At 72.7% G+C, this 20,818-nt stretch carries 20 protein-coding genes; 4 read left to right on the plus strand and 16 right to left on the minus strand.

What is annotated here, in order from left to right:
• Window positions 1–154: 154 nt before the first annotated feature.
• The 3 genes from AC0NH5_RS31225 to AC0NH5_RS31235 all read right to left on the minus strand — a co-directional run bounded on the left by AC0NH5_RS31225 (window position 155) and on the right by AC0NH5_RS31235 (window position 3,312).
• On the minus strand, window positions 155–1,261 hold the full coding sequence (locus AC0NH5_RS31225) for a sugar ABC transporter substrate-binding protein (RefSeq protein ID WP_474410402.1): 1,107 nt from the start codon (window positions 1,259–1,261) through the stop codon (window positions 155–157).
• A 331-nt stretch (window positions 1,262–1,592) separates the two neighbouring features.
• Window positions 1,593–2,075 (minus strand): Cys-tRNA(Pro) deacylase, encoded by a 483-nt coding sequence (ybaK, locus tag AC0NH5_RS31230; protein WP_474410403.1) that lies wholly within the window; start codon window positions 2,073–2,075, stop codon window positions 1,593–1,595.
• 52 nt (window positions 2,076–2,127) lie between these two features.
• Window positions 2,128–3,312 (minus strand): class I SAM-dependent methyltransferase, encoded by a 1,185-nt coding sequence (locus tag AC0NH5_RS31235; protein WP_474410404.1) that lies wholly within the window; start codon window positions 3,310–3,312, stop codon window positions 2,128–2,130.
• A 216-nt stretch (window positions 3,313–3,528) separates the two neighbouring features.
• Between AC0NH5_RS31235 and groES the strand changes: the two genes are divergently transcribed.
• A complete protein-coding gene (groES, locus tag AC0NH5_RS31240; RefSeq protein ID WP_430780500.1) occupies window positions 3,529–3,843 on the plus strand; it encodes a co-chaperone GroES in 315 nt (104 codons plus the stop codon).
• A 72-nt stretch (window positions 3,844–3,915) separates the two neighbouring features.
• On the plus strand, window positions 3,916–5,568 hold the full coding sequence (gene groL, locus AC0NH5_RS31245; protein ID WP_474410405.1) for a chaperonin GroEL: 1,653 nt from the start codon (window positions 3,916–3,918) through the stop codon (window positions 5,566–5,568).
• A 65-nt stretch (window positions 5,569–5,633) separates the two neighbouring features.
• On the opposite strand, the gene AC0NH5_RS31250 is transcribed toward groL, so the two are convergent.
• The 12 genes from AC0NH5_RS31250 to AC0NH5_RS31305 are packed head-to-tail and all read right to left on the minus strand — an operon-like array spanning window position 5,634 to window position 16,851.
• On the minus strand, window positions 5,634–7,391 hold the full coding sequence (locus AC0NH5_RS31250) for an ABC transporter ATP-binding protein (protein ID WP_474410406.1): 1,758 nt from the start codon (window positions 7,389–7,391) through the stop codon (window positions 5,634–5,636).
• Window positions 7,388–9,166, minus strand: coding sequence for an ABC transporter transmembrane domain-containing protein (locus AC0NH5_RS31255; protein WP_474410407.1), 1,779 nt, complete (start codon window positions 9,164–9,166; stop codon window positions 7,388–7,390). Before AC0NH5_RS31255 ends, AC0NH5_RS31250 begins: the two co-directional genes overlap by 4 nt.
• Window positions 9,167–9,208: 42 nt before the next feature.
• On the minus strand, window positions 9,209–9,463 hold the full coding sequence (locus AC0NH5_RS31260; protein WP_474410408.1) for a hypothetical protein: 255 nt from the start codon (window positions 9,461–9,463) through the stop codon (window positions 9,209–9,211).
• A gap of 8 nt (window positions 9,464–9,471) precedes the next feature.
• Entirely contained in the window at window positions 9,472–10,524 is a 1,053-nt protein-coding gene (gene tsaD, locus AC0NH5_RS31265) for a tRNA (adenosine(37)-N6)-threonylcarbamoyltransferase complex transferase subunit TsaD (RefSeq protein ID WP_474410409.1), read from the minus strand.
• On the minus strand, window positions 10,517–10,960 hold the full coding sequence (gene rimI, locus AC0NH5_RS31270; RefSeq protein ID WP_474410495.1) for a ribosomal protein S18-alanine N-acetyltransferase: 444 nt from the start codon (window positions 10,958–10,960) through the stop codon (window positions 10,517–10,519). The genes tsaD and rimI overlap by 8 nt, the downstream gene beginning before the upstream one ends.
• Entirely contained in the window at window positions 10,960–11,658 is a 699-nt protein-coding gene (gene tsaB, locus AC0NH5_RS31275) for a tRNA (adenosine(37)-N6)-threonylcarbamoyltransferase complex dimerization subunit type 1 TsaB (RefSeq protein WP_474410411.1), read from the minus strand. Before tsaB ends, rimI begins: the two co-directional genes overlap by 1 nt.
• A 10-nt stretch (window positions 11,659–11,668) precedes the next feature.
• The gene (gene ung, locus AC0NH5_RS31280; RefSeq protein ID WP_474410412.1) at window positions 11,669–12,352 is read right to left on the minus strand and encodes a uracil-DNA glycosylase; all 684 of its coding nucleotides are present in this window, start codon (window positions 12,350–12,352) and stop codon (window positions 11,669–11,671) included.
• Window positions 12,349–12,798, minus strand: a complete 450-nt coding sequence (gene tsaE, locus AC0NH5_RS31285) for a tRNA (adenosine(37)-N6)-threonylcarbamoyltransferase complex ATPase subunit type 1 TsaE (protein WP_474410413.1) — start codon at window positions 12,796–12,798, stop codon at window positions 12,349–12,351. The genes ung and tsaE overlap by 4 nt, the downstream gene beginning before the upstream one ends.
• Window positions 12,795–13,862, minus strand: a complete 1,068-nt coding sequence (locus AC0NH5_RS31290; protein WP_474410496.1) for an alpha/beta fold hydrolase — start codon at window positions 13,860–13,862, stop codon at window positions 12,795–12,797. The genes tsaE and AC0NH5_RS31290 overlap by 4 nt, the downstream gene beginning before the upstream one ends.
• A complete protein-coding gene (gene alr / locus AC0NH5_RS31295; protein ID WP_474410414.1) occupies window positions 13,859–14,980 on the minus strand; it encodes an alanine racemase in 1,122 nt (373 codons plus the stop codon). The genes AC0NH5_RS31290 and alr overlap by 4 nt, the downstream gene beginning before the upstream one ends.
• Window positions 14,981–15,009: 29 nt before the next feature.
• On the minus strand, window positions 15,010–16,461 hold the full coding sequence (locus tag AC0NH5_RS31300) for an NAD(P)H-hydrate dehydratase (protein ID WP_474410415.1): 1,452 nt from the start codon (window positions 16,459–16,461) through the stop codon (window positions 15,010–15,012).
• A gap of 21 nt (window positions 16,462–16,482) precedes the next feature.
• Window positions 16,483–16,851 carry a holo-ACP synthase gene (locus AC0NH5_RS31305; RefSeq protein WP_474410416.1) on the minus strand — a complete coding sequence of 123 codons (369 nt, stop codon included), beginning with the start codon at window positions 16,849–16,851 and terminating at the stop codon, window positions 16,483–16,485.
• Window positions 16,852–17,060: 209 nt separating this feature from the next.
• Here AC0NH5_RS31305 and AC0NH5_RS31310 point away from each other — a divergent pair, with 209 nt between their 5' ends.
• Both AC0NH5_RS31310 and AC0NH5_RS31315 read left to right on the plus strand, forming a co-directional pair.
• The gene (locus tag AC0NH5_RS31310; RefSeq protein WP_474410417.1) at window positions 17,061–17,348 is read left to right on the plus strand and encodes a hypothetical protein; all 288 of its coding nucleotides are present in this window, start codon (window positions 17,061–17,063) and stop codon (window positions 17,346–17,348) included.
• Complete coding sequence (locus AC0NH5_RS31315) at window positions 17,345–18,811, plus strand: alpha/beta hydrolase (RefSeq protein ID WP_474410418.1); 1,467 nt, start codon at window positions 17,345–17,347, stop codon at window positions 18,809–18,811. Before AC0NH5_RS31310 ends, AC0NH5_RS31315 begins: the two co-directional genes overlap by 4 nt.
• Here AC0NH5_RS31315 and glmS read toward each other — a convergent pair.
• Entirely contained in the window at window positions 18,798–20,642 is a 1,845-nt protein-coding gene (glmS, locus tag AC0NH5_RS31320) for a glutamine--fructose-6-phosphate transaminase (isomerizing) (protein WP_474410419.1), read from the minus strand. The genes AC0NH5_RS31315 and glmS overlap by 14 nt on opposite strands.
• Window positions 20,643–20,818 lie beyond the last annotated feature (176 nt).

Genomic DNA, 20,818 nt, shown 5'->3' on the forward strand with positions numbered 1-20,818 from the left:
CCTTTTTTCGGTGACCGGGTTCGTCGTGGCGCCACCACTTCGTCGTGGTTCGCCGAGGCGCGGAGGGGCTGTCGCAACCGACCCGGCGCCGCCCACGTAGTACGTGGGCGGCGCCGTCCTCAGCCGTGAAGGTGCGGGCTTGCGTCAGCTGACGTCAGCTGATGCCGGCCTCCGTGCAGGCCGCGGCGAAGGCGGCGGTGCACAGCTCTTCCTTGGTGACGTACCCGTCCGTGACGACGTCCTTGACGTTGGCCTTGGTGATCGAGACCGGCTTCAGCAGGACCGCCTTGACGTCCTTCTTCGACTCCGGGTCCTGGACGGTGCTGGTCGCGGTGGTCGGCGCCTGCTGCTTGGCCAGCGCGATCGCCAGGTCGGCGGCGGCGGCGGCCTCCTGCTTGATGGCCTTGTAGACCGTCATGCACTGGTCACCGGCGAGGATGTTCTGCAGGCCCTGCACGGTGGCGTCCTGGCCGGTCACCGGGACCTGGCCGTTCAGCTTGTTCTTCTTCAGCACCTGGATCGCCGCGTTGCCGAGACCGTCGTTCGCCGCGAGGACGCCCTTGATCTCCTTGTTCGTGGTGAGCATCTGCTCGAAGATGGTGCCGGCCTGGGTGTTGTCCCAGTCCGGGACAGCCTCGTCCGGGCCCTTGACGAACTCGTTCGCGTCGAACTTCGGCTTGATGACCGAGTCGTAACCCTGCTTGAACAGCGTGGCGTTGTTGTCGGTCGGCGAGCCGTTCAGGTACGCGACGGTCGGCTTGGTGACCTTCTTCTCGGCGAGGCAGTCGACCAGACCCTGGCCCTGCAGCTTGCCGACCTCGACGTTGTCGAACGACACGTAGTAGTCCGCACCGCCGTTGAGGGTCAGGCGGTCGTAGTCGATGGTCGCGATGCCCGCGGACTTCGCCTTGTCGAGCACGGCCTTACCGGTGCCGGAGTCCAGGTTGACGATCATCAGCACCTTGACGCCGCTGGAGATCATGCCGTCCGCGAGCGTCTGGAACTGGGTCTTGTCGCCCTGCGCGTTCTGAATGTCGGCCTCGACGCCGGCGGCCTTGAACGCGTCGGTCAGGTACTTCAGGTCGGCGGTCGCCCAACGGGCCGAGCTCTTGGTGTCGGGCAGGATCACACCGACCTTGCCGGCCGACGAGCCGCTGCCGCTGCCGGTGTCGCCACCGCCCTCGCTGTTGTCGCCACACGCGGCCATGCTTCCGGTCGCCATGAGGCCGACCGCGGCAAGGGCGAACAGTCCCTTACGCATTCCTTATGTCCTTTCGGGGGGTAAATCCGGGGCCTTGGTTCGGATTTGTCAGGGGCGGGTGCATGCGATGAAACTGCTGCTCCCCTGTGACGCCGAGGGATCAGGAACCGGTTTGTTGTGCCCGGCAACGTATTCCTCAAGTGGCCGAGAACACAAGCGGCAATGGAGGTCTATCTCGTAACGAGGGATAACAATCCGGCAACACGCCAGGTGCCCAAGCCCTCGTAGAACGCCTCGAAGATCCGCTACTGCGTCGCACGATGTAACGCTAAGTAATTTCGGTGCCGCGGGTGACCAGAAGTCGTAAGAACAGACCTTTACGGCAGGTCAATCAGCCGCGCAGCGGCGCCACCGTCGCTCCGGTGAGCCGGATCAGGTCGGCGGGGGCGAGCGAGACCTGCAGGCCGCGGCGACCGGCGGAGACGTACATCAGCTCCAGCGCGGGCGCCGAGTCGTCGATCACGGTCGGCAGCCGTCTGCGCTGGCCGAGCGGGCTGATCCCGCCCCGCACGTACCCACTGCTGCGCTCCGCGGCGGCACGGTCGGCCAGCACCGCGCGCTTGCCCCCGGCGGCCGCGGCCAGAGCCTTCAGATCCAGGTCGCCGGTGACCGGCACGACACCCACCACCAGCCGTCCCCCCACGTCGGCGATGAGGGTCTTGAAGAGCCGCTCCGGCTCGACCGAGAGGGCCTGCGCCACCAGCGCGCCGTAGTTGGGCGCGTCGGGCGACACGTCGTACGGATGGAGGGTGTGCGCCACGCCTTCCGCGGACAGCAGGACAGTGGCCGGCGTGCCGGCCGCTTTCTTGGCCATGCGCGCACGCTACTCCCGCGGGTGATCGGCCGGCACGCCCCGCACCGCGGCGTTACGACGTCGTTGTCAGCAGGGCCACCGGAGCCCCCTCGATCCGGGTCAGCACCAGGCCGGCGGCGTTCGGGCCGGCCAGTCGCAGGTCCTTGCGCAGCTGATCCGGCACCAGCGCCGAGCCGCGTTTGCGGATCTCCAGCGTGCCGACGCCACGGTCGCGCAGCAGCGCCCGCAGCCGCTTCAGCGAGAACGGCAGCACGTCGGTGACCCCGAGCCGGCGGCCGAACCGGGTGCCGGCCGGCTCGTCGGTGTAGACGTACGCGATCGCCGGGTCGGCCAGCCACCCGCCGATCGAATCGGCGAACTCGGCCACCAGGTGCGAGCGGACCACCGCCGGGTCCGGGTCGTAGAGCCAGGCGCCGACCGGGCCGACCGGCGCCTGGACGACGCCGGAGCCGGTCAGCTCGGCGACGTCCGTGCCGATCAGGGTGGCCCGGCGGGGCGCGGCCGCCAGCGGGCCGCACCAGAAGGCGGCCTCGACCAGGTCGCCGCCGACGCTCACCCACTCCCCCTCGGCGCCGCCCGGCAGCAGGGCGTGGTCGATGCCGGGGGCGAGTTTCAGAACCGTCAGCGGCACCCGGCCGGCCAGCCCGGCCACGAAGTCCCAGGGCGGCGAGTACGCCTTGGGGTCGAACACCCGGCCCCGGCCGGCCTGTCGCCGGGCCGGGTCGCAGAAGACCGCGTCGTACCGCTCCACCTCGACGGTGGTGGCGTCGGCGCAGGTCACGGTGACCAGGTGGGACAGCCCGGCGGCCTCCGCGTTCGCCGCCGCCAGGGCCGCGGTCAGCGGGTCGGCTTCCACCGCGTACACCCGGATGCCCTGCCGGGCCGCCGCCAGCGCGTCGGAGCCCAGCCCACAGCCCAGGTCGGCCAGGGTCCGGACCCCCGCCGCCGCCAGGCGCGCCGCCCGGCGGTCCGCCACCACGGCTCGCGTCGCCTGCTCCAGCCCGGCCCGGGTGAAGAACATCTGAGCCGCGTCCGGGCCGAACTTCATCGCCGCGCGCCCGCGCAAACTAGCCTGGGTCAAGGCGGCCGCGGCGAGCTCCGCGCCGATGCCCCGGGCCCGGACGGCCGAGGCGGCGGCGAGCGGCTCACCGCCGCCGACCTGCGCCGCCACGGCCAGGGCTTCCGTCCCTTCCGGGGAACGTAACTGCGACAGCAACTCAGGGGTCACACCAGGCATTCTCCACGGCGTGACAGGTTGGCACTCTGGTTGACGGAGTGCTAGTTCCGGAATAGTCTCCGGTTAGCACTCTCAACATGAGGGTGCCAGCCGCCCGGCCCGTCCGTGGCGGTTAGGCACCAGGCGGACCGGCACCCGCGACGACGGCCCCGCCCGGTGGCATGAGGCATCAGACCGGCCTGGTTCAAGGCCGGCGAAACCTGTACCCAGGAGGGTATGCCCGTGACTACCGCGACCAAGGTTGCGATCAAGCCGCTCGAGGACCGCATCGTGGTCCAGGCGAACGAGGCCGAGACCACGACGGCGTCGGGCATCGTGATCCCCGACACCGCCAAGGAGAAGCCGCAGGAGGGCACCGTCCTCGCTGTCGGCCCCGGCCGGATCGACGACAAGGGCAACCGCGTTCCGCTCGATGTGAGCGTCGGCGACGTGGTCCTCTACTCGAAGTACGGCGGCACCGAGGTCAAGTACGCCGGCGAGGAGTACCTGGTGCTCTCCGCCCGTGACGTCCTCGCGGTCATCGAGAAGTGACCTACTGACAGTGCTGACCGCCTCGGCCCGGAGTCTTCCGGACCGGGGCGGTAGTGCGTGAAGGGACCATAAATGGCGAAGATCCTGAGTTTCTCCGACGACGCCCGGCACCTGCTGGAGCACGGCGTCAACACGCTCGCCGACACGGTCAAGGTCACCCTCGGCCCGCGCGGCCGCAACGTCGTCCTGGACAAGAAGTTCGGCGCTCCCACGATCACCAACGACGGCGTCACCATCGCCAAGGAGATCGAGCTCACCGACCCGTACGAGAACCTTGGCGCCCAACTGGTCAAGGAGGTGGCGACCAAGACCAACGACGTCGCCGGCGACGGGACCACCACGGCCACCGTGCTCGCTCAGGCGCTGGTCCGTGAGGGCCTGCGCAACGTGACCGCCGGTGCCAACCCGATCGGTCTCAAGCGGGGCATGGACCAGGCCGCCGAGGCCGTGTCCAAGGCGCTGCTGGCGAAGGCCGTCGAGGTCGCCGACCACAAGGCGATCGCCAACGTGGCCACCATCTCGGCGCAGGACGCCACCATCGGCGAGCTGATCGCCGAGGCGATGGACCGGGTCGGCCGCGACGGTGTCATCACCGTCGAGGAGGGCTCGGCGCTGCAGACCGAGCTCGAGGTCACCGAGGGTCTCCAGTTCGACAAGGGCTTCATCTCCCCGAACTTCGTGACCGACGCCGAGTCGCAGGAGGCGGTGCTGGAGGACGCGCACATCCTCCTCACCACCCAGAAGATCTCCAGCATCGAGGAGCTGCTCCCGCTGCTGGAGAAGGTGCTGCAGACCGGTAAGCCGCTGCTGATCGTCGCGGAGGACGTCGAGGGCCAGGCCCTGTCCACGCTGGTGGTCAACTCGCTGCGGAAGACCGTCAAGGTCGCCGCGGTGAAGGCGCCCGGCTTCGGTGACCGCCGCAAGGCGATCCTGCAGGACCTGGCGATCGCGACCGGCGGCGAGCTGATCGCCCCCGAGCTGGGTTACAAGCTCGACCAGGTCGGCCTCGAGTCGCTGGGCAGCGCCCGGCGGATCGTCGTCGACAAGGAGAACACCACCATCGTCGACGGTGGCGGCAAGGCCGCCGAGGTCGCCGACCGGGTCGCGCAGATCCGCAAGGAGATCGAGGCCTCCGACTCCGACTGGGACCGCGAGAAGCTTTCGGAGCGGCTGGCCAAGCTCTCCGGCGGCATCGCGGTGATCAAGGTCGGCGCCGCGACCGAGGTCGAGATGAAGGAGCGCAAGCACCGCATCGAGGACGCCATCGCGGCGACCAAGGCGGCTGTCGAGGAAGGCACCGTCCCCGGCGGTGGCGCCGCCCTCGCCCAGGTCGCCAAGGAGCTCGACGGCAACCTCGGCCTGACCGGCGAGGAGGCCGTCGGCGTCTCCATCGTCCGCAAGGCGCTGGTGGAGCCGCTGCGCTGGATCGCGCAGAACGCCGGCCACGACGGTTACGTCGTGGTGGGCAAGGTCAACGAGCTGGGCTGGGGCCACGGCCTCAACGCGGCCACCGACGAGTACGTCGACCTGGCCGCGGCCGGCATCATCGACCCGGTGAAGGTGACCCGCAACGCGGTCTCCAACGCCGTCTCGATCGCCGCTCTGCTGCTGACCACCGAGAGCCTCGTGGTGGAGAAGCCGGCCGAGGCTGCTCCGGCCCCCGCCGGCGGCGGCCACGGGCACAGCCACGGTGGCCACGGCCACCAGCACGGCCCGGGCTTCTGAGCCGGGACGAGCTGACAAAGAAAGGGCGCGCCGCGTGGCGCGCCCTTTCTCGTGCCGGGCGCGGCTCAGTGCGTCTCCAGCACGCCGTCGCCCTGCCAGGAGCGCCACAGTGCGGCGTACGCGCCACCAGCCTTCACCAGCTCGTCGTGCGATCCCAGCTCGACGATCCGGCCGTCCTCCACCACCGCGACCCGGTCGGCGTCGTGCGCCGAGAAGAGCCGGTGCGCGATCGCCACCACGGTCCGCCCGCGCACCACCGCGGCCAGGGAGCGTTCCAGGTCGCGTGCGGCCCCCGGGTCGAGCAGCGCGGTGGCCTCGTCCAGCACCAGCGTGTGCGGGTCGGCCACGATCAGCCGGGCCAGCGCCACCTGCTGGGCCTGCGCCGGGGTGAGCAGCGTCGCACCGGCGCCCACCACGGTCGCCAGCCCGTCCGGCAGCGCGTCCACCCAGCCCAGGGCACGCACCGCGGCGAGCGCCGCGCGCACCTCCCCCTCCTGGACGCCGGGCCGTGTCATCGCGACGTTGTCGCGCAGCGTGCCCGCGAACACGTGGTGCTCCTGGGTGACCAGCGCGACCTCGGCGCGCAACCGGTCCGGCGCCAGCGCCGTCAGCGGGACGCCGCCCACCGTGACGCTGCCCTTGGTCGGCTGGTGCACGCCGGCCAGCAACCGGCCCAGCGTCGACTTGCCGGCACCCGAGACCCCGACCACCGCCAGCCGCTCGCCCGGGTCGAGCACCAGGTCGACGCCGTGCAGCACCTCCCGGTCCGCCTCATAGGAGAACCGCACCCCGCGAAGCTCGATCTGCCGCCCGTCCGGCTCGGCGACGTCGGCCGGCCGCGGCGGGGCCACCGCCGCCACCCCGAGCAGCCGGGCCAGTGACGCCGCGCCCACCTCCAGTTCGTCCAGCCAGGCGGAGAGCCGGTCGAGCGGATCGACCAGCTGCTGGATGTAGATGACCGCCGCGGTCAGCTGGCCCAGCGTCACCAGGTCGTATCGATGGAGCCAGCCGCCGTAGATCAGGGTGACCGCGACCGGCAGCACGTAGCTGACCTCGATCATCGGCCACCAGAAGGTGCGCAGCCGCAGCGTGTACCGCTCGGCCAGCCAGGACCGGCGCAGGTCGGCATCGGTGCGCGCGACCCGCTGCCGCTGCCGGCCGAGGGCCTCGACGGTGCGGGCTCCCTCCACCGTCTCGGTGAGTCCCTCGGTCACGTCCGAGTACGCCGCGTTCTGCCGCAGATAGCCCTGGGGCGCCCGTTTCAGGTACCACCGCGTGCCCAGCAACATGATCGGCGCCCCGACCAGCAGCGGCACCGCGAACAGGGGGCTGACCAGCAGCAGCGCGACCACCACCAGGCCCAGAGTGATCATCGCGATCATGGTTTCCGGCACCGCGAACCGAACGCACTTCGACAGCGCGTCCACATCGCGGGTGGTCCGCGTCAGCAGGTCCCCGGTCCCGGCCGCCTCCACGGTCGCCAGCGGCAGATCCAGCACCCGGCACAGGAACTCCTCCCGCAGCCGGGCCAGCACCCGCTCCCCCAACTGGGCCGAGGCCAGATAGGCGAACCGGGTCAGCACCCCCTGCAGCAACACGAAGCCGCCGAGCAGGACCGAGATCCGGTTCAGCGTGCCGGCCGGCGCCTGGGTCCGGATCGCCTCGACCAGATCACCGAGCAGCCAGGGGCCGGCGAGCGCGGCAAGGGCGGCGGCCACGTGCAGGGCGACCGTGGCCCGGAACGGTCCCGGGTAGCGGCGGATCAGGGTGCGCGCGTACCGGCGGACCCGGGCGCTGTCCGCAACCGGGAGCGGGCGGATCATGGCTGGTCCTCGCGTCGCACCATCCGCGCGTACCGCGGGTGGGAGCGCGCCAGCTCGGCGTGTGTGCCGGCGGCCACCATCCGGCCGGACTCGACGTAGCAGACGTGGTCGGCGCGGCTCAGCACGAGCGGGCTGGACGTGCAGACGACCGTGGTGCGGCCGGTCCGGGCAGCTCGTACGCCCTCCGCGATCCGCGCCTCGGTGTGCGCGTCCACCGCGTTCGTCGGTTCGACGAGGATCAGCACCTCGGGGTCGGCGACGAGCGCCCGGGCCAGGCGCAGCCGCTGCCGCTGCCCACCGGAGAAGGACCGGCCGCGCTCGGCCACCGCACTGTCCAGGCCGGCCGGCAGCTCCTCGACGATCTCGGTGGCGGCCGCCGCGTCCAGGGCCGCGGCGAGCGTGCCGCGGTCGTCCGGGTCCAGGTCGGCCCGCAGCCGGCCGGAGAAGAGGCAAGCGTCGTTCTCGGCCACCAGGATCATCGCCCGGATCGCCGGCAGCGCCAGCTCGGACAGCGGGACGCCGCCCAGCGTGCCGCCGTCCGCGTACCGGCCCAGCCGGTCAGCGATCCGAACCGCATCCGCGGGCGTCGTGGCGGCGATCGCGGTGAGCAGGCCGGCGGGGATCGCCACCCCGGACTCCGGGTCGGCCAGCTCACCGGCCGGGATCGGCGCCGGGTGCGGCGGGTCGGGCAGATCGCCCGACCCGCGCAGCATGGTCACCACCCGGCCGGCCGAGACACGCCCCCGGGTCACCTTGTCGATCACGTCGGTCAGCTGCCGCAGCGGCGCGACCAGGAACGCCGCGTACGCGTAGAACGACACGAACTGCCCCAGCGTGATGTCCCCGGCCGTGGCGGCCCGGGCGCCCAGCGAGGTGACCAGCACCAGCAGGGTCCCGGGCAGCAGCACCTGAGCCGCCTGGAGCAGCGCGTCCACCCGGGCGGTGTGCACGCCGGCCGCACGCAGCGCCTGTGACTCGGTCCTGTACCGCGACGCCATCAGCCGTTCGCCGCCGACCCCGCGCAGCACCCGCAATCCGGCGACCAGGTCGGCGGCCCGCCCGGTCAGCCGTCCCTGTCTTTCCCGGTAGGCCTCCTGCCGCCGGCGCAGCGGGGCGATCAGGAAGCCGACGGTCAGCATCATCAGCGGGACACCGAGCAGCACGATCAGACCGAGCGGGACCGAGGTCCGCAGCAGCAGGGCGGTGACCACCACGACCGCGAGCAGCGCCCCGGCGCCGCGGGAGACGACGTCGACGGACGCTCCGATGTGGTTGATGTCCGACGTGCCGATCGCCATCACCTCGCCGGCGTCGAGCCGCCGCGGCAGGGTGGACCCGAGGCGGTTCGCCTGGCGCACCACCACCCGGATCGTGCGGAACGACGCGCCCAGCCAGTTGACGATCGCGAACCGGTGCCGGCTGATCCCGGCCACCACCTGCACCGCGCCCGCACCGAGCAGCACCAGGACCCAGCCGAGCAGGGCGCGGCCGTCCCGCCGCGCGGCCGCGTCGACGGCCAGGCCGACCACCGCCGGCGCCAGCGACTGGCACCCCATCCAGAGGATCGCGAGCAGGGCGCCGGCAGCGACCGTCAGACGGGCCCGCCGGACCAGCCACCACAGGTAACCCACGGCGGACCGGGACTCCGGCAGGCCGGGCTCCCGGCCGGGTGACGAACCGTTTCCCACCAGGCAGCGAGCCCACCGGCGCCGGGCCACCGACCAGCGCCAGGATCCTGCGATCCGGGCGCGCCGGAAAAGGGTCAGTCTTCGCATCAGGCCCCGACGGTAAATCGGGGGTGCGACGACTGCGACCGCTCAGCGATCGACGGGAGTGAAATCCCAGACGTGCGGAGTGCGCGCTACCAGCTTCTCCGGCGGTGTCGGCATGCTTTGTGGAGTGTTTCGCCATTTGGTGATGACGACGATGCGCTGGTCGGTGGACGAATAGACGTCAGTCGACACATGTTGTGGCAGGACCTCCAAGCCGGGCACCGCCGTGTCGCAGACCCAGGCCAGCAGCTCGTCGAAGCCGCTGCGCGAGGCCCGCACCTCCCACATCCGAGCGATCATGATGATTCCTACCCCGGCACGCTGACCGTGGTCAAACCCATGGCGGAATCCGCCGGCAGATCGAGACGGCTGGGGGCGACGCCGGCCGCGACGAGGTGCGAGCCGAGTGCCGCGACCATCGCGCCGTTGTCGGTGCACAACTGCGGCCTCGGTACGCGTACCGCGATGCCGTGTCGCGCGGCCCGTTCCTCGGCCAGCAACCGCAGCCGCGAGTTCGCCGCCACGCCGCCGCCGATCACCAGCGTCCCGACACCGTTCGCCCGGCACGCCTCGACGGCCTTCGCGGTGAGCACGTCGCAGACGGCTTCCTGGAAGCTGGCCGCCACGTCGGCGACGGGAATCGGCTCGCCGGCCCGTTCGCGGGCCTCCACCCAGCGCGCCACCGCCGTCTTGAGCCCGGAGAAGGAGAAGTCGAACCGGTGCGCGGCGAGGTCCTTGGCCGCGGTCAGCCCCCGGGGGAACGCGATCGAGGCGGGGTCGCCGTCACGGGCCGACCGGTCGATGATCGGGCCGCCCGGGAAGCCCAGCCCCAGCAGCCGGGCCACCTTGTCGAACGCCTCGCCGGCCGCGTCGTCGATGGTCGCGCCGAGCGGGGTGACACCGGCGGTCAGGTCGTCCACCAGCAGCAGCGAGGAGTGCCCGCCGGAGACCAGCATCGCCACCGCGGGCTCGGGCAGCGGCCCGTGCTCCAGGGTGTCCACCGCCACGTGGGCGGCGAGGTGGTTGACGCCGTAGATCGGCTTCTCGGCGGCCAGGGCGTACCCCTTCGCGGCGGCGACCCCGACCAGCAGTGCCCCGGCCAGACCGGGCCCACTGGTGACCGCGATCGCGTCGACGTCGGCCAGGGTCACCCCGGCCTCGTCGAGCGCCCGCTGCATGGTCGGCACCAGGGCCTCCAGGTGTGCCCGGCTGGCCACCTCGGGGACCACGCCGCCGAAGCGGGCATGCTGGTCCACACTGGAGGCCAGCGCGTCGGCCAGCAGCGTGTGCCCGCGGACGATGCCGACTCCGGTCTCGTCGCAGGAGGTCTCGATCCCGAGGACCAGGGGCTCGTCAGGCATCGCGCATCATCACCAGGGCGTCCGTGTTGCTGGGTTGGTAGTAGCCGCGCCGGATCCCGACCGGCTCGAAATCGTAGGTGGCGTAAAGCTTCTGCGCCGGGGCGTTGTCGACGGCCACCTCGAGCAGCGTCTTGCGGGACCCGCGACGCGCCGCCTCGGCGAGCAGCGCCTCCAGCAGGACCCGTCCCACCCCGCGGCGCTGGGCCTCCCGGCGGACCGCGATGTTCTGCACCCACGACTCGTCGCCGTCCACGACGGACAGACCGGCGTAACCGAGCACCGGCCCGCCCGGCTCGTCGGTCGCGACCAGGTAGAAGTGCCGTTGGGCCAGCTCGTTCCAGAACATCGCGCCGGACCACTTCTCGGCGCCGAACAGGTCCTCCTCGACCGGGAGGATCTCCTCGATGTGCCACCAGCGCATCCGTTCGACCGACATCACGTCAGCACCGGCTTGCGCCCGGCCGGCTCGACCGCGTCGGGCCGGCGCAGATAGAGCGGGGTGAGTGGCTCGCTCGGAGCGGCGCCGCGGATGCGCGGCGTCGCGATCGCGACGAGCGCGGCGCCGGGCGGGTGCAGAAGATGTTCCTCCACCGGTACGCCGAAGACGTCGCCGTACTTCAGCGCGCCCTCCCCCGCCGCCCGGTCCACGAGCCCGTCGAGAGCAGCAACCGGTGAGCCGCCGCCGGCCACCAGGGCCGCCACGTCCGCGGGTCGGGCCACCTCCGGCCCGAACTGCCGCACACCGTCCAGATAGGTCGCGAAATAGACCTCGCGCCGCCGCGCGTCCGTCGCCACCAGCACCCGGCCCGGCCCGGCAGCCCGGCCCAGCGCGTCCAGCGAACACACCCCGTACGTCGGGATCCCCAGCGCCTGGCCCATGCTGGCCGCGGTGGCGAGCCCGACCCGCAGGCCGGTGAACGGGCCCGGGCCGAGACCGGCCACGATCGCCCCGAGATCACTCGGCCGCACCCCGGCCTCGGTCAGCGCCGCCGCGATCTCCGGGGCGAGTCTCTCCCCGTGCGCGCGCGGGTCGACGGTCCGCTGCTCGACGACGCCGAACAGACCGTCGGCGGTCACCTCGACCAGGGCCGCCGTCGAGGCGGGTGTTGCGGTGTCCAGAGCGAGAACGAGCACGCCTCCGACCCTAGACGGTGGCCCGCGGGTCCCAGTCGATGACCGGCCGGCCACCGTCGGCGAGGGCTTTGTTCGCGGCGCTGAACGGCCGGCTGCCGAGGAAGCCGACCCGGTTCAGCGGGCTCGGGTGCCCGGCCTCCAGCACGACGTGCGCCGGGTTGGTGACCAGGGCCGCCTTCTTCCGCGCGTAGCTGCCCCAGAGCAGGAAGACGATCCGCTCGTCGCGCGCGTTCAGCGCCTTGATGGTGGCGTCGGTGAACGCCTCCCAGCCCTTGTTGCCGTGCGACCCGGCCTTGCCCGCACGGACCGTCAGCACCGCGTTGAGCAGCAGCACCCCTTGACGTGCCCACCCGCTCAGGTCACCGCTCGCCGGCTTGGCGATGTTCACGTCCTCGGAGAGCTCCTTGAAGACGTTGCTCAGCGACGGCGGTTTCCGGACCCCGTCCCGCACGCTGAAGCTGAGCCCGTGCGCCTGGCCGGGACCGTGGTACGGGTCCTGGCCCAGGATCAGCACCCGGGTCCGGTCCGGCAGGCACAACCGGTATGCCGAGAAGAGGTCCTCCGCCGGCGGATAGACGGTCTGGGTCGCGTACTCCTGAGCGACCCAGGCGCCCAGCGCGGCGGTGGCGGCCTCGTCGAGGTGGGGGGTGAGCTCGGCGCGCCACTCGGCCGGCAGCAGCTCGATCAGGTTCACAAACTCTCCAGTCGGTGTGCCCAGTCGCCGCCGTGCGGGACCAGGTCGATCACTCGGGTGTCGTCGTCCAGGCGGTCGATGCGGACCAGGAGGTGCTCGTCGTTCAGATGCTCCACCAGGCCGGTGCCCCACTCGACGACGGTCACCGCGTCGTCGGCCGAGGCGTCCAGGTCCAGGTCGTCGATCTCGGCGCGCGGGTCCGGGCGGTCACCCAGCCGGTACGCGTCGGCGTGCACCAGCGGCACCGGCCCCCGGTGCACCCGGGCGATCACGAACGTCGGCGAGGTGATCGGCCCCTGCACGCCGAGCCCCGCGCCGATGCCCTGCACCAGCGCGGTCTTGCCGGCGCCGAGCGGGCCGGTCAGCAGCACCAGGTCGCCGGCCCGCAGCACGCCGGCCAGCCGCCGGCCGAAAGCACGGGTGTCGTCGACCGTCTCCAGTTTCACGTGATCTTCTCCAGGAAGGGGATCAGTGCGGCGTTGACCTGCTCGGCCTTCTCCAGCATCACCACGTGACCGCTGTTCTCCACCTTCAGCAGCTCGGCCTCGGGCAGGTGCTTGAGGATCTCCTCGGAGTGGGTGACCGGGGTCAGATAATCCCGGTCACCGACCACGACCAGCACCGGGACGCCGCGCAACGCCGACAGCGCCGGGATCCGGTTGTGGGTGTAGAGGGTCTGCAGATATTTCGTCAGCGTCTCGACCGAGGTCTTGGAGTTCATGCTCTCCACGAAGGTGACCAACGACGGACTGGGCTTGGGCTCACCGAACCCGTACCTCCGGGTGATCAGCCAGGCCAGGTCGGTGGTGGCGCCCCGGGCCCGGTCGATGGTGCCGCCGCCGAGCTGGGCCGCCTTGTTCCACAGGGGGAAGAACGGCGAGCTGAAGCGGGCCACCACGTTGGTCAGGCCGAGCCGGGCCTTGTCGAAGAGCCCGGCCGAGGTGGAGATCAGCACCACGCCGGTGACCCGGTTGCCGAACCACTCCGGGTACTGCTCGGCGAAGGCCATGATGGTCATGCCGCCCATCGAGTGGCCGACCAGGATGATGTGCCCGTCCGGGACGGTCTCCTCGAGGACCGCGGCGAGCGAGCGGCCGAGGGCGGCCAGGTCGTAGGTGCCCGACTCCAGCCGGCCGGACCGCCCGTGGCCGGGCTGGTCGTAGAAGACCATCCGGTGCGAGCCGCGCTCGGCCAGCGCCTTGCGCTGGAAATAGAAGGTCCCCATGTCCAGGGCGAAGCCGTGCACGAAGACGACGGTCGGGTCGGCGGGCGCGCCGGCCGGCTCGATGATCTCCACGTGCAGGTCGGTGCCGTCCGCAGCGGTGACCGTCACCTCGCGGTCGAACGGCTGGTCCCCGAACGGCTCGGAGACATAGGGGTCGCCGGGAGCGTTGACCGATCGGCGCACCAGGGCGCGCTCGACGGCGAAAGCGGTGGCCAGACCGGCCGCGGCGACACCGACCGCGGCCCCGAATATGCCCGCGGTCTTCGCGGCGCGCGAACGCCTCACCACGTGACGTCCCCGTCGTAGTGCCGGGGCACCCGGCTGCTGCCGAAGCGGGTGACGATCTCGTAGTTGATCGTCCCGGTCGCGGCGGCCCAGTCGTCGGCGGTCGGCTCGCCGTCGTCGCCGGGGCCGAAGAGGGTGGCGACGTCGCCGGGCACCACCGGCTCGTCGCCCACGTCGATGACGATCTGGTCCATGCAGACCCGCCCGGCGATCCGGGCGACCGTGCCGCCGACCCGGACCGGCCCGGCGCTGGAGGCGTGCCGGGGAACGCCGTCGCCGTAACCGAGGGGCACCACGGCGAGCGTGGTCTCCCGCGGTGTGGTGTAGGTCAGCCCGTAGGAAACGCCCTGGCCGGCCTCGACCCGTTTGGCCAGGGTGACCCGGGCCCGGGCGGTCATGGCCGGGCGCAGGCCGAAGGTGTTGCCGGCGATCGGCGACAACCCGTACGCCGCGATGCCGACGCGGACCAGGTCGAAGTGCGCGTCCGGCCGGGTCAGCGTGGCGGCCGAGTTGGCGATGTGCCGGTGCCGGGGAGTGATGCCGAACCGCCCGGCCACCTCCAGGCCCTCTCCGAAGGCGGCCAGCTGCCGGTCCACCGACTCGTGGCCGGGCTCGTCGGCACAGGCGAAGTGGCTCCACACGCCGGTCACCTCGAGGTCGCCGCCGGCCTGCGCCTTGGCCGCCGCCTCCAGCAGGACCGGCCAGTCGGCGCGGGTGGCGCCGCCCCGGGCCAGGCCGGTGTCGAGCTTGAGGTGGACCCGGGCCGGGCGCCCGGCCCGGCGCGCGGCGGCGACCAGCTCGTCGATCAGCGCGGGGGTGGCGGCGCTCAGCTCGACGCCGGCCTCCACCCCGTCGTGCAGGGGCAGCCCCGGGCTCAGCAGCCACGCCAGGACGGGCGCCTCGATGCCGGCCCGGCGCAGCGTGAGCGCCTCGTCCAGGGTGGCGACGCCGAGCCAGGTGGCGCCGCCGGCGAGGGCGGCGCGGGCAGCCGGGACCATGCCGTGCCCGTAACCGTCGGCCTTGACCGCGACCAGCACCTCAGCGGTAACGCGTGCACGCAGCGACGCGACGTTGTCCCTGATCGCGTCGAGATCGACGCGGACTTCGGCCTGCCACATGACTCCACCCTACTGAGGGGTACGACGATTCATCGCAGCAGATCAGCAAGGACCGGGCGCAGGGCGGACGCCACGTCCGGCGCGGTCACCGGGCCGTCGGCGGCCGCCCGCCGGCCGGCCAGCCCGTGTACGTACGCCGCGGCCACCGCCGCCCGCACCGCCGGCAGGCCGGCGGCCAGCAGCGAGCCGAGCAGCCCGGCCAGCACGTCCCCACTGCCGGCCGTGGCCAGCGCCGGGCTGCCGGTCGGGTTGGCCCAGATCTCGCCGGCCGGGCTGGCCACGATCGTCCGGTCGCCCTTGAGCAGCACCACCGCGTTCGTCCAGGCGGCGAGCCGGGCAGCGGCGCCGGCCCGGTCGGCGCCCGGCGTCTCGCCGGCCAGCCGCTTGAACTCGCCGTCGTGCGGGGTGAGCACCAGCGGGGCGTCCCGGCGCAGATCCTCGGCGTGCTCGCCACCGACCAGCATGGTGATGGCGTCCGCGTCGAGCAGCACCGGCAGCGCGGTGGCCAGCACGCTGCGCAGCTCGATGCGCGCCTCGTCGCCGGTGTCCAGCCCGGAGCCGCACACCCAGGCCTGCACCCGGCCGGCGTCGGCCACCCGGGGCGCGACGACCACCGACGGGTGCGCGCGCACCACCTCGGCATGGGCGCTTCCCGCGTAGCGCACCATGCCGGCCGGGCCGGCCAGCGCGCCGGCACTTCCGAGCAGCGCCGCACCGGGATAGCGCGCCGAGCCGGTGGCCAGGCCGACCACCCCGCGCGTGTACTTGTCCGAGGTGGCGGAGGGCTGCGGCCACCATGCCGCGATGTCGGCGGCCTCGGCCACCCGCACCGCGGGATCGGTGACGAGCACCGGGGCGAGGCCGATGTCGACCAGCTCCACCTCGCCGCAGCGGATCGCGGCCGGACCGATCAGGTGCGCCGGCTTGAGGCACCCGAAAGTGACCGTGACGTCGGCGGTCACCGCCTCGCCCGGCACGTCGCCGGTGTCGACGGCCACCCCGGACGGCACGTCCACGGCCACCACGAGCGGTCGTTCACCCGTACGCCCGCGAAGTGCTCCGAGGCCGCGCACGACGGCCGTGGCCGGCGCACGCAGGCCGCCGCTCGCCCCGATCCCGACGATGCCGTCCAGCACCAGATCGGCGCGCGTGGGCAGGTCGCTCGCGGTGAAGCCGCCGGCCGCCCGCAGAGCGGCCAGGCCGGCCAGATGGACCCGTTCCGGGGTGAGCAGCAGCGCGCGCACCTGAGCGCCGCGGCGGGCCAGCAGGGCGCCGGCAAAGAGCGCGTCGCCCCCGTTGTCGCCGCTGCCGACCAGCAACAGCACCCGGGCGCCGTAGACGCCGCCGGCCTCGTCGAGCAACAGCGCGCAGCGCCGGGCCAGGCCGGCCGCGGCCCGCTGCATCAGCGTGCCCTCCGGCAGCCGCCCCATCAGCGTCTTCTCCGCCGCCCGCACGTCGGCCACCCGCCACGCCTGCCGCATGTCGTCTCGACTTCCTTCCGTTCAGGATTCGGCCACCACCATCGCGGACGCTATCCCGCCGTCGTGCGACAGCGAGAGATGCCATCGACTGATCCCACGCTCCGCCGCCGCGGCGGCGACCGTACCGGAGACGGTCAACCACGGCCGCCCGTCCGGATCGGTGACGATCTCGCAGTCGTGCCAGCGCAGTCCCATCGGCGCGCCGAGCGCCTTGGCGACGGCCTCCTTGGCGGCGAACCGGGCGGCCAGCGACTCCGGCGAACGCGGGTTGCCGGACCGGGTGACCCGCTCGGACTCGGTGAACAGGCGGTGCGCGAGCAGCGGGGTCCGGTCCAGAGCGCGGGCGAAACGTTCCACCAGGACGACATCAATGCCGACAGACGCGATCACACCGGTCACCCTAGCCGGGGGGGCCTGCGCCGGATCTTTTCTTGCGGGTACGACCGGAGCACACCCCCCGTACCAATCGCGTCGATCCGCGCACAAGCCCTGTGGACGCTCGCCCGGGCGGTCCGCCCGGGTCGTCCACAGCGCCCGCACGGCCCACCGGCCGGCCCCTAGCGTCCTTCTCGTTCCGTCGCCCGTTCTGGAGGCCGCTGATGAATCCCGATTTCGAGGTCGACACCGAAGACCTGCGCCGAACCGCCACCTCCCTGGCCGGCGTCGCGGACCGGGTGACCGGCGTGGCCGGCTCGGCGCCGGTCCCGGCGCCCGTCCCCCGCTGGGCGACGACCGGAGCCGCCGACCTGGCCGCGACCGCCGCGAGCCGGCAGCTGACGGTGCTGGGCGGCGACGTCGAGGAGACCGCCCGGCAGGTCCGCGCCGCCGTGGCGGCCTATCAGGAGGCCGACGCCCGCGCCGCCGCCCGGCTCCGGCTGACCCGGTGAGCAGCGCCCCGGTCACCTACGCGCGCCTGCGGGCCACGGATCCGTCCCGCTGGCTGGCCGGCGCGCTGTCCTGGCGCCGGTGGGCCGCGCTCGCCGGAACGCTCGGCGCGGAATTCGCCGCGGCGGCCGCCCGGCTGCGCGCCGTGTGGTCGGGGCCCGCAGGCGCGGCGGCGACCACACGGATCGGCCGCTTCAGCCGACGGGTGGCGCTCTTCCGGCTCCTCTGCTGGCGGGTGGATCAGACGCTGAGCGAGTTCGCCGCGGCACTCTGGCGGGCTCGCGCGCTGCTGGATCGGGCGCGCGGCCGGGCGGCGCGGGCCGGCCTGGTCATCGACGAGCGGGGTGCGGTGCACGGCCGTGCCGACGACGCCGGCGCGGTCGCGATCGATCTGGCGACGGCGTGCACCGTGGCCGAGCGGGCCGACGAGGCTGCCGCGTCCCGGCTCGGCGGGCTCACCGGCGAGGCCGCTCCACCGATCGGGGCGCCGCCGTCCTGTGCGGCCACCCCGGCCGAGGCCCGGCGCTGGTGGGACCGGCTGACTCCGGCGGAACAGAACTGGGTGCTGACCACCTCGCCGGGCTCGGTCGCGGCCACCGACGGGATCCCGGTGGCCGACCGCGACCTGGCCAACCGGCTGCTGCTCGATCAGCAGCGCGGCGATCTGGACCGGATGCTCGCCACCGGCCGGGACCGGGGACGGCTGCGCGACCTGCGGAACGGCCTGGACGAGCTGGCCGCCCGGCTGGACGACGACGCCGGGCCCCGGGCGTACCTGGTGGGGCTGGACGTGACCGGCGACGGCCGGGCGGTGGTCGCGCTCGGCGATCCGGACCGGGCCGGTCACGTGCTCACCCACGTGCCCGGGATGACCTCCGACCTGGCCTCGCTCGGCGGCGAGCTGACCCGGGCCGAGCGTGTTGCGGTCCGGGCCGCCGAGCTGGGGCCGGCGGAGTCGACCAGCTCGGTGCTGTGGCTCGACTACGACGCGCCGGACTTCCTGCACGAGGCGTTCTCCGACCGGCAGGCCCGGGACGGCGCCGCGGAGCTGCGCCGCTTCCAGGAGGGACTGCGGGCCGGGTCACCGGCGGACCTGACCGTGCTCGGGCACAGTTACGGCTCGCTGGTGGTCGGCCGGGCGGCGACCGGCGGCCCGCTGGAGGCCGACCGGGTGGTCTTCGTGGGCTCACCCGGCGTGGGGGTGGACTCCGCCGCCGGGCTGACCGTCCCGGCCGGGCAGGTGTGGTCGACCACGTCGAGGACCGACCCGATCCAGTTCGTGGCGGTGCCACCGGGACCGGACCTGTGGTTCGGGCGGAACCCGAGTGACCCCGGGTTCGGCGCCCAGGTGTTCGGCAGCCAGCCGGATGCCGGACACCTGGGCTACTGGGACCGGGGGCGGCCCGCCCTCGACGCGCTGGCGACGCTGACGCTGGGCGGGCACCCCGGGGTCACTCGACCGTGACGGACTTGGCCAGGTTGCGCGGCTGGTCGACGTCGTGCCCGCGGGCGGTGGCGATCTCGCACGCCAGGATCTGCAGCGGCACGGTCGTCATCAGCGGCGCGAGCAGGGTCGGGGTGTGCGGCACCTCGATCAGGTGATCGGCGTACGCCCGGACGCTCTCGTCGCCGGCCTCCGCGATCACGATGGTCCGCGCCCCGCGGGCCCGCACCTCCTGGATGTTCGAGACGACCTTGTCCCGCATCACGCCGCGGCCGGCCGGTGACGGCACCACGCAGACCACCGGGGTGCCCTCGTCGATCAGCGCGATCGGCCCGTGCTTGAGCTCACCGGCGGCGAAGCCCTCCGCGTGCATGTACGCCAGCTCCTTCAGCTTCAGCGCACCCTCCAGGGCCACCGGGAAGCCGACGTGCCGGCCGATGAAGAGGATCGTCGAGGCCGACCTGAGGTCCCGGGCCAGGGCCCGCACATCCTCCATGCCGGCGAGCAGCTCACGCAGGTTGTCCGGGGTCTCGCGCAGCCGCGACACCACGGCGGCGACCTCGTCGGCGTACATCACGCCACGGATCTGGGCCAGGTGCAGGCCGATCAGGTAACAGGCGACCAGCTGGGTGAGGAACGCCTTGGTCGACGCGACAGCGATCTCCGGGCCGCCGTGGGTGTAGAGCACCGCGTCGGACTCGCGCGGGATCGTCGAGCCGTTGGTGTTGCAGATGGCCAGCACCCGGGCCTTCTGCTCCTTGGCGTGCCGCAGGGCCATCAGCGTGTCCATGGTCTCGCCGGACTGGCTGATCACGATCACCAGGGTGGACCGGTCCAGGATCGGGTCCCGATAACGGAACTCGCTGGCCAGCTCCACCTCGCACGGGACCCGGACCCAGTGCTCGATCGCGTACTTGGCGATCATGCCGGCGTGGTACGACGTGCCGCAGGCCACGATGAAGACCTTGTCGACGTCGCGCAGATCCTGGTCGGTGAGGCGGACCTCGTCCAGGATGATCTCGCCACGCTCGGAGAGCCGGCCGAGGAGCGTGTCCGCGATGGCCTGCGGCTGCTCGGCGATCTCCTTGAGCATGAAGTAGTCGTAGCCGCCCTTCTCCGCGGCCGAGGCGTCCCAGTCGATGTGGAACTCCTGCCCGGTGGCGGGCGCGCCGTCGAAGTCGGTGATCTCGATGCCGGCCGGGGTGATCAGCACCACCTGGTCCTGGCCCAGCTCGATCGCCTCGCGGGTGTGCTCGATGAACGCCGACACGTCGCTGGCGAGGAAGTTCTCCCCGTCGCCACGGCCGACCACCAGCGGCGAGTTGCGCCGGGCGGCGACCACCGCGTCGGGCACCGCGACGTCCACGGCCAGCAGGGTGAAGGCGCCCTCCAGCCGGCGGACCGTGCGCCGCATGCCCTCGGCGAGCAGGGCCGGGCCGTCCTCGGCGCCGGACTCGCGCAGCGCGCGCATCTCGGCGGCGAGCAGGTGCGCCGCGCACTCGGTGTCGGTGTCGCTGCGGAACTCGATGCCGGTCGCCTCGAGCTCGGCGCGCAGCCGGGCGAAGTTCTCGATGATGCCGTTGTGGATGACGGCGACCCGGCCGTCGGCGGAGAGGTGCGGGTGGGCGTTGCGGTCGGTCGGCCCGCCGTGGGTGGCCCAGCGGGTGTGGCCGATGCCGGTGCTCCCGGCGTCGATGCCGGTGCCCAGTTGCTCGGCGAGTGCCTTCTCCAGGTTCGCGAGCTTGCCCGCCTTCTTCTCAGTTCGGACCAGCTCGCTGTCGATGATGGCGACGCCCGCGGAGTCGTACCCGCGGTACTCCAGACGGCGGAGCCCGTCGATGACGATGCTCAACGCCGGACGATTGCCTACGTAACCCACGATCCCACACATGCCGGGCAGCCTAGCTGACTTTCGCTCAAACGTCATGAGCGAGAAGCAGGCTTTCGCGCATGGCATGTGATCGAAACGATAGCCGATCCTCACTTCAGGCGCACATTGGCCGGACGGACGACCCGCACGGGCGGGTG

This window comes from Actinoplanes sp. 13 (assembly GCF_056134165.1).

Bases quoted from the DNA above. Each gene is read 5' to 3' on its own strand.
- groL (WP_474410405.1), top strand. From the start codon at position 3,916: ATGGCGAAGATCCTGAGTTTCTCCGACGACGCCCGGCACCTGCTGGAG.
- AC0NH5_RS31235 (WP_474410404.1), bottom strand. From the start codon at position 3,312: ATGCCTGGTGTGACCCCTGAGTTGCTGTCGCAGTTACGTTCCCCGGAA.
- AC0NH5_RS31255 (WP_474410407.1), bottom strand. From the start codon at position 9,166: ATGCGAAGACTGACCCTTTTCCGGCGCGCCCGGATCGCAGGATCCTGG.
- ybaK (WP_474410403.1), bottom strand. From the start codon at position 2,075: ATGGCCAAGAAAGCGGCCGGCACGCCGGCCACTGTCCTGCTGTCCGCG.
- alr (WP_474410414.1), bottom strand. From the start codon at position 14,980: ATGTGGCAGGCCGAAGTCCGCGTCGATCTCGACGCGATCAGGGACAAC.
- AC0NH5_RS31225 (WP_474410402.1), bottom strand. From the start codon at position 1,261: ATGCGTAAGGGACTGTTCGCCCTTGCCGCGGTCGGCCTCATGGCGACC.
- groES (WP_430780500.1), top strand. From the start codon at position 3,529: ATGCCCGTGACTACCGCGACCAAGGTTGCGATCAAGCCGCTCGAGGAC.
- AC0NH5_RS31250 (WP_474410406.1), bottom strand. From the start codon at position 7,391: ATGATCCGCCCGCTCCCGGTTGCGGACAGCGCCCGGGTCCGCCGGTAC.
- AC0NH5_RS31310 (WP_474410417.1), top strand. From the start codon at position 17,061: ATGAATCCCGATTTCGAGGTCGACACCGAAGACCTGCGCCGAACCGCC.
- AC0NH5_RS31300 (WP_474410415.1), bottom strand. From the start codon at position 16,461: ATGCGGCAGGCGTGGCGGGTGGCCGACGTGCGGGCGGCGGAGAAGACG.
- rimI (WP_474410495.1), bottom strand. From the start codon at position 10,960: ATGTCGGTCGAACGGATGCGCTGGTGGCACATCGAGGAGATCCTCCCG.
- AC0NH5_RS31260 (WP_474410408.1), bottom strand. From the start codon at position 9,463: ATGATCGCTCGGATGTGGGAGGTGCGGGCCTCGCGCAGCGGCTTCGAC.
- tsaD (WP_474410409.1), bottom strand. From the start codon at position 10,524: ATGCCTGACGAGCCCCTGGTCCTCGGGATCGAGACCTCCTGCGACGAG.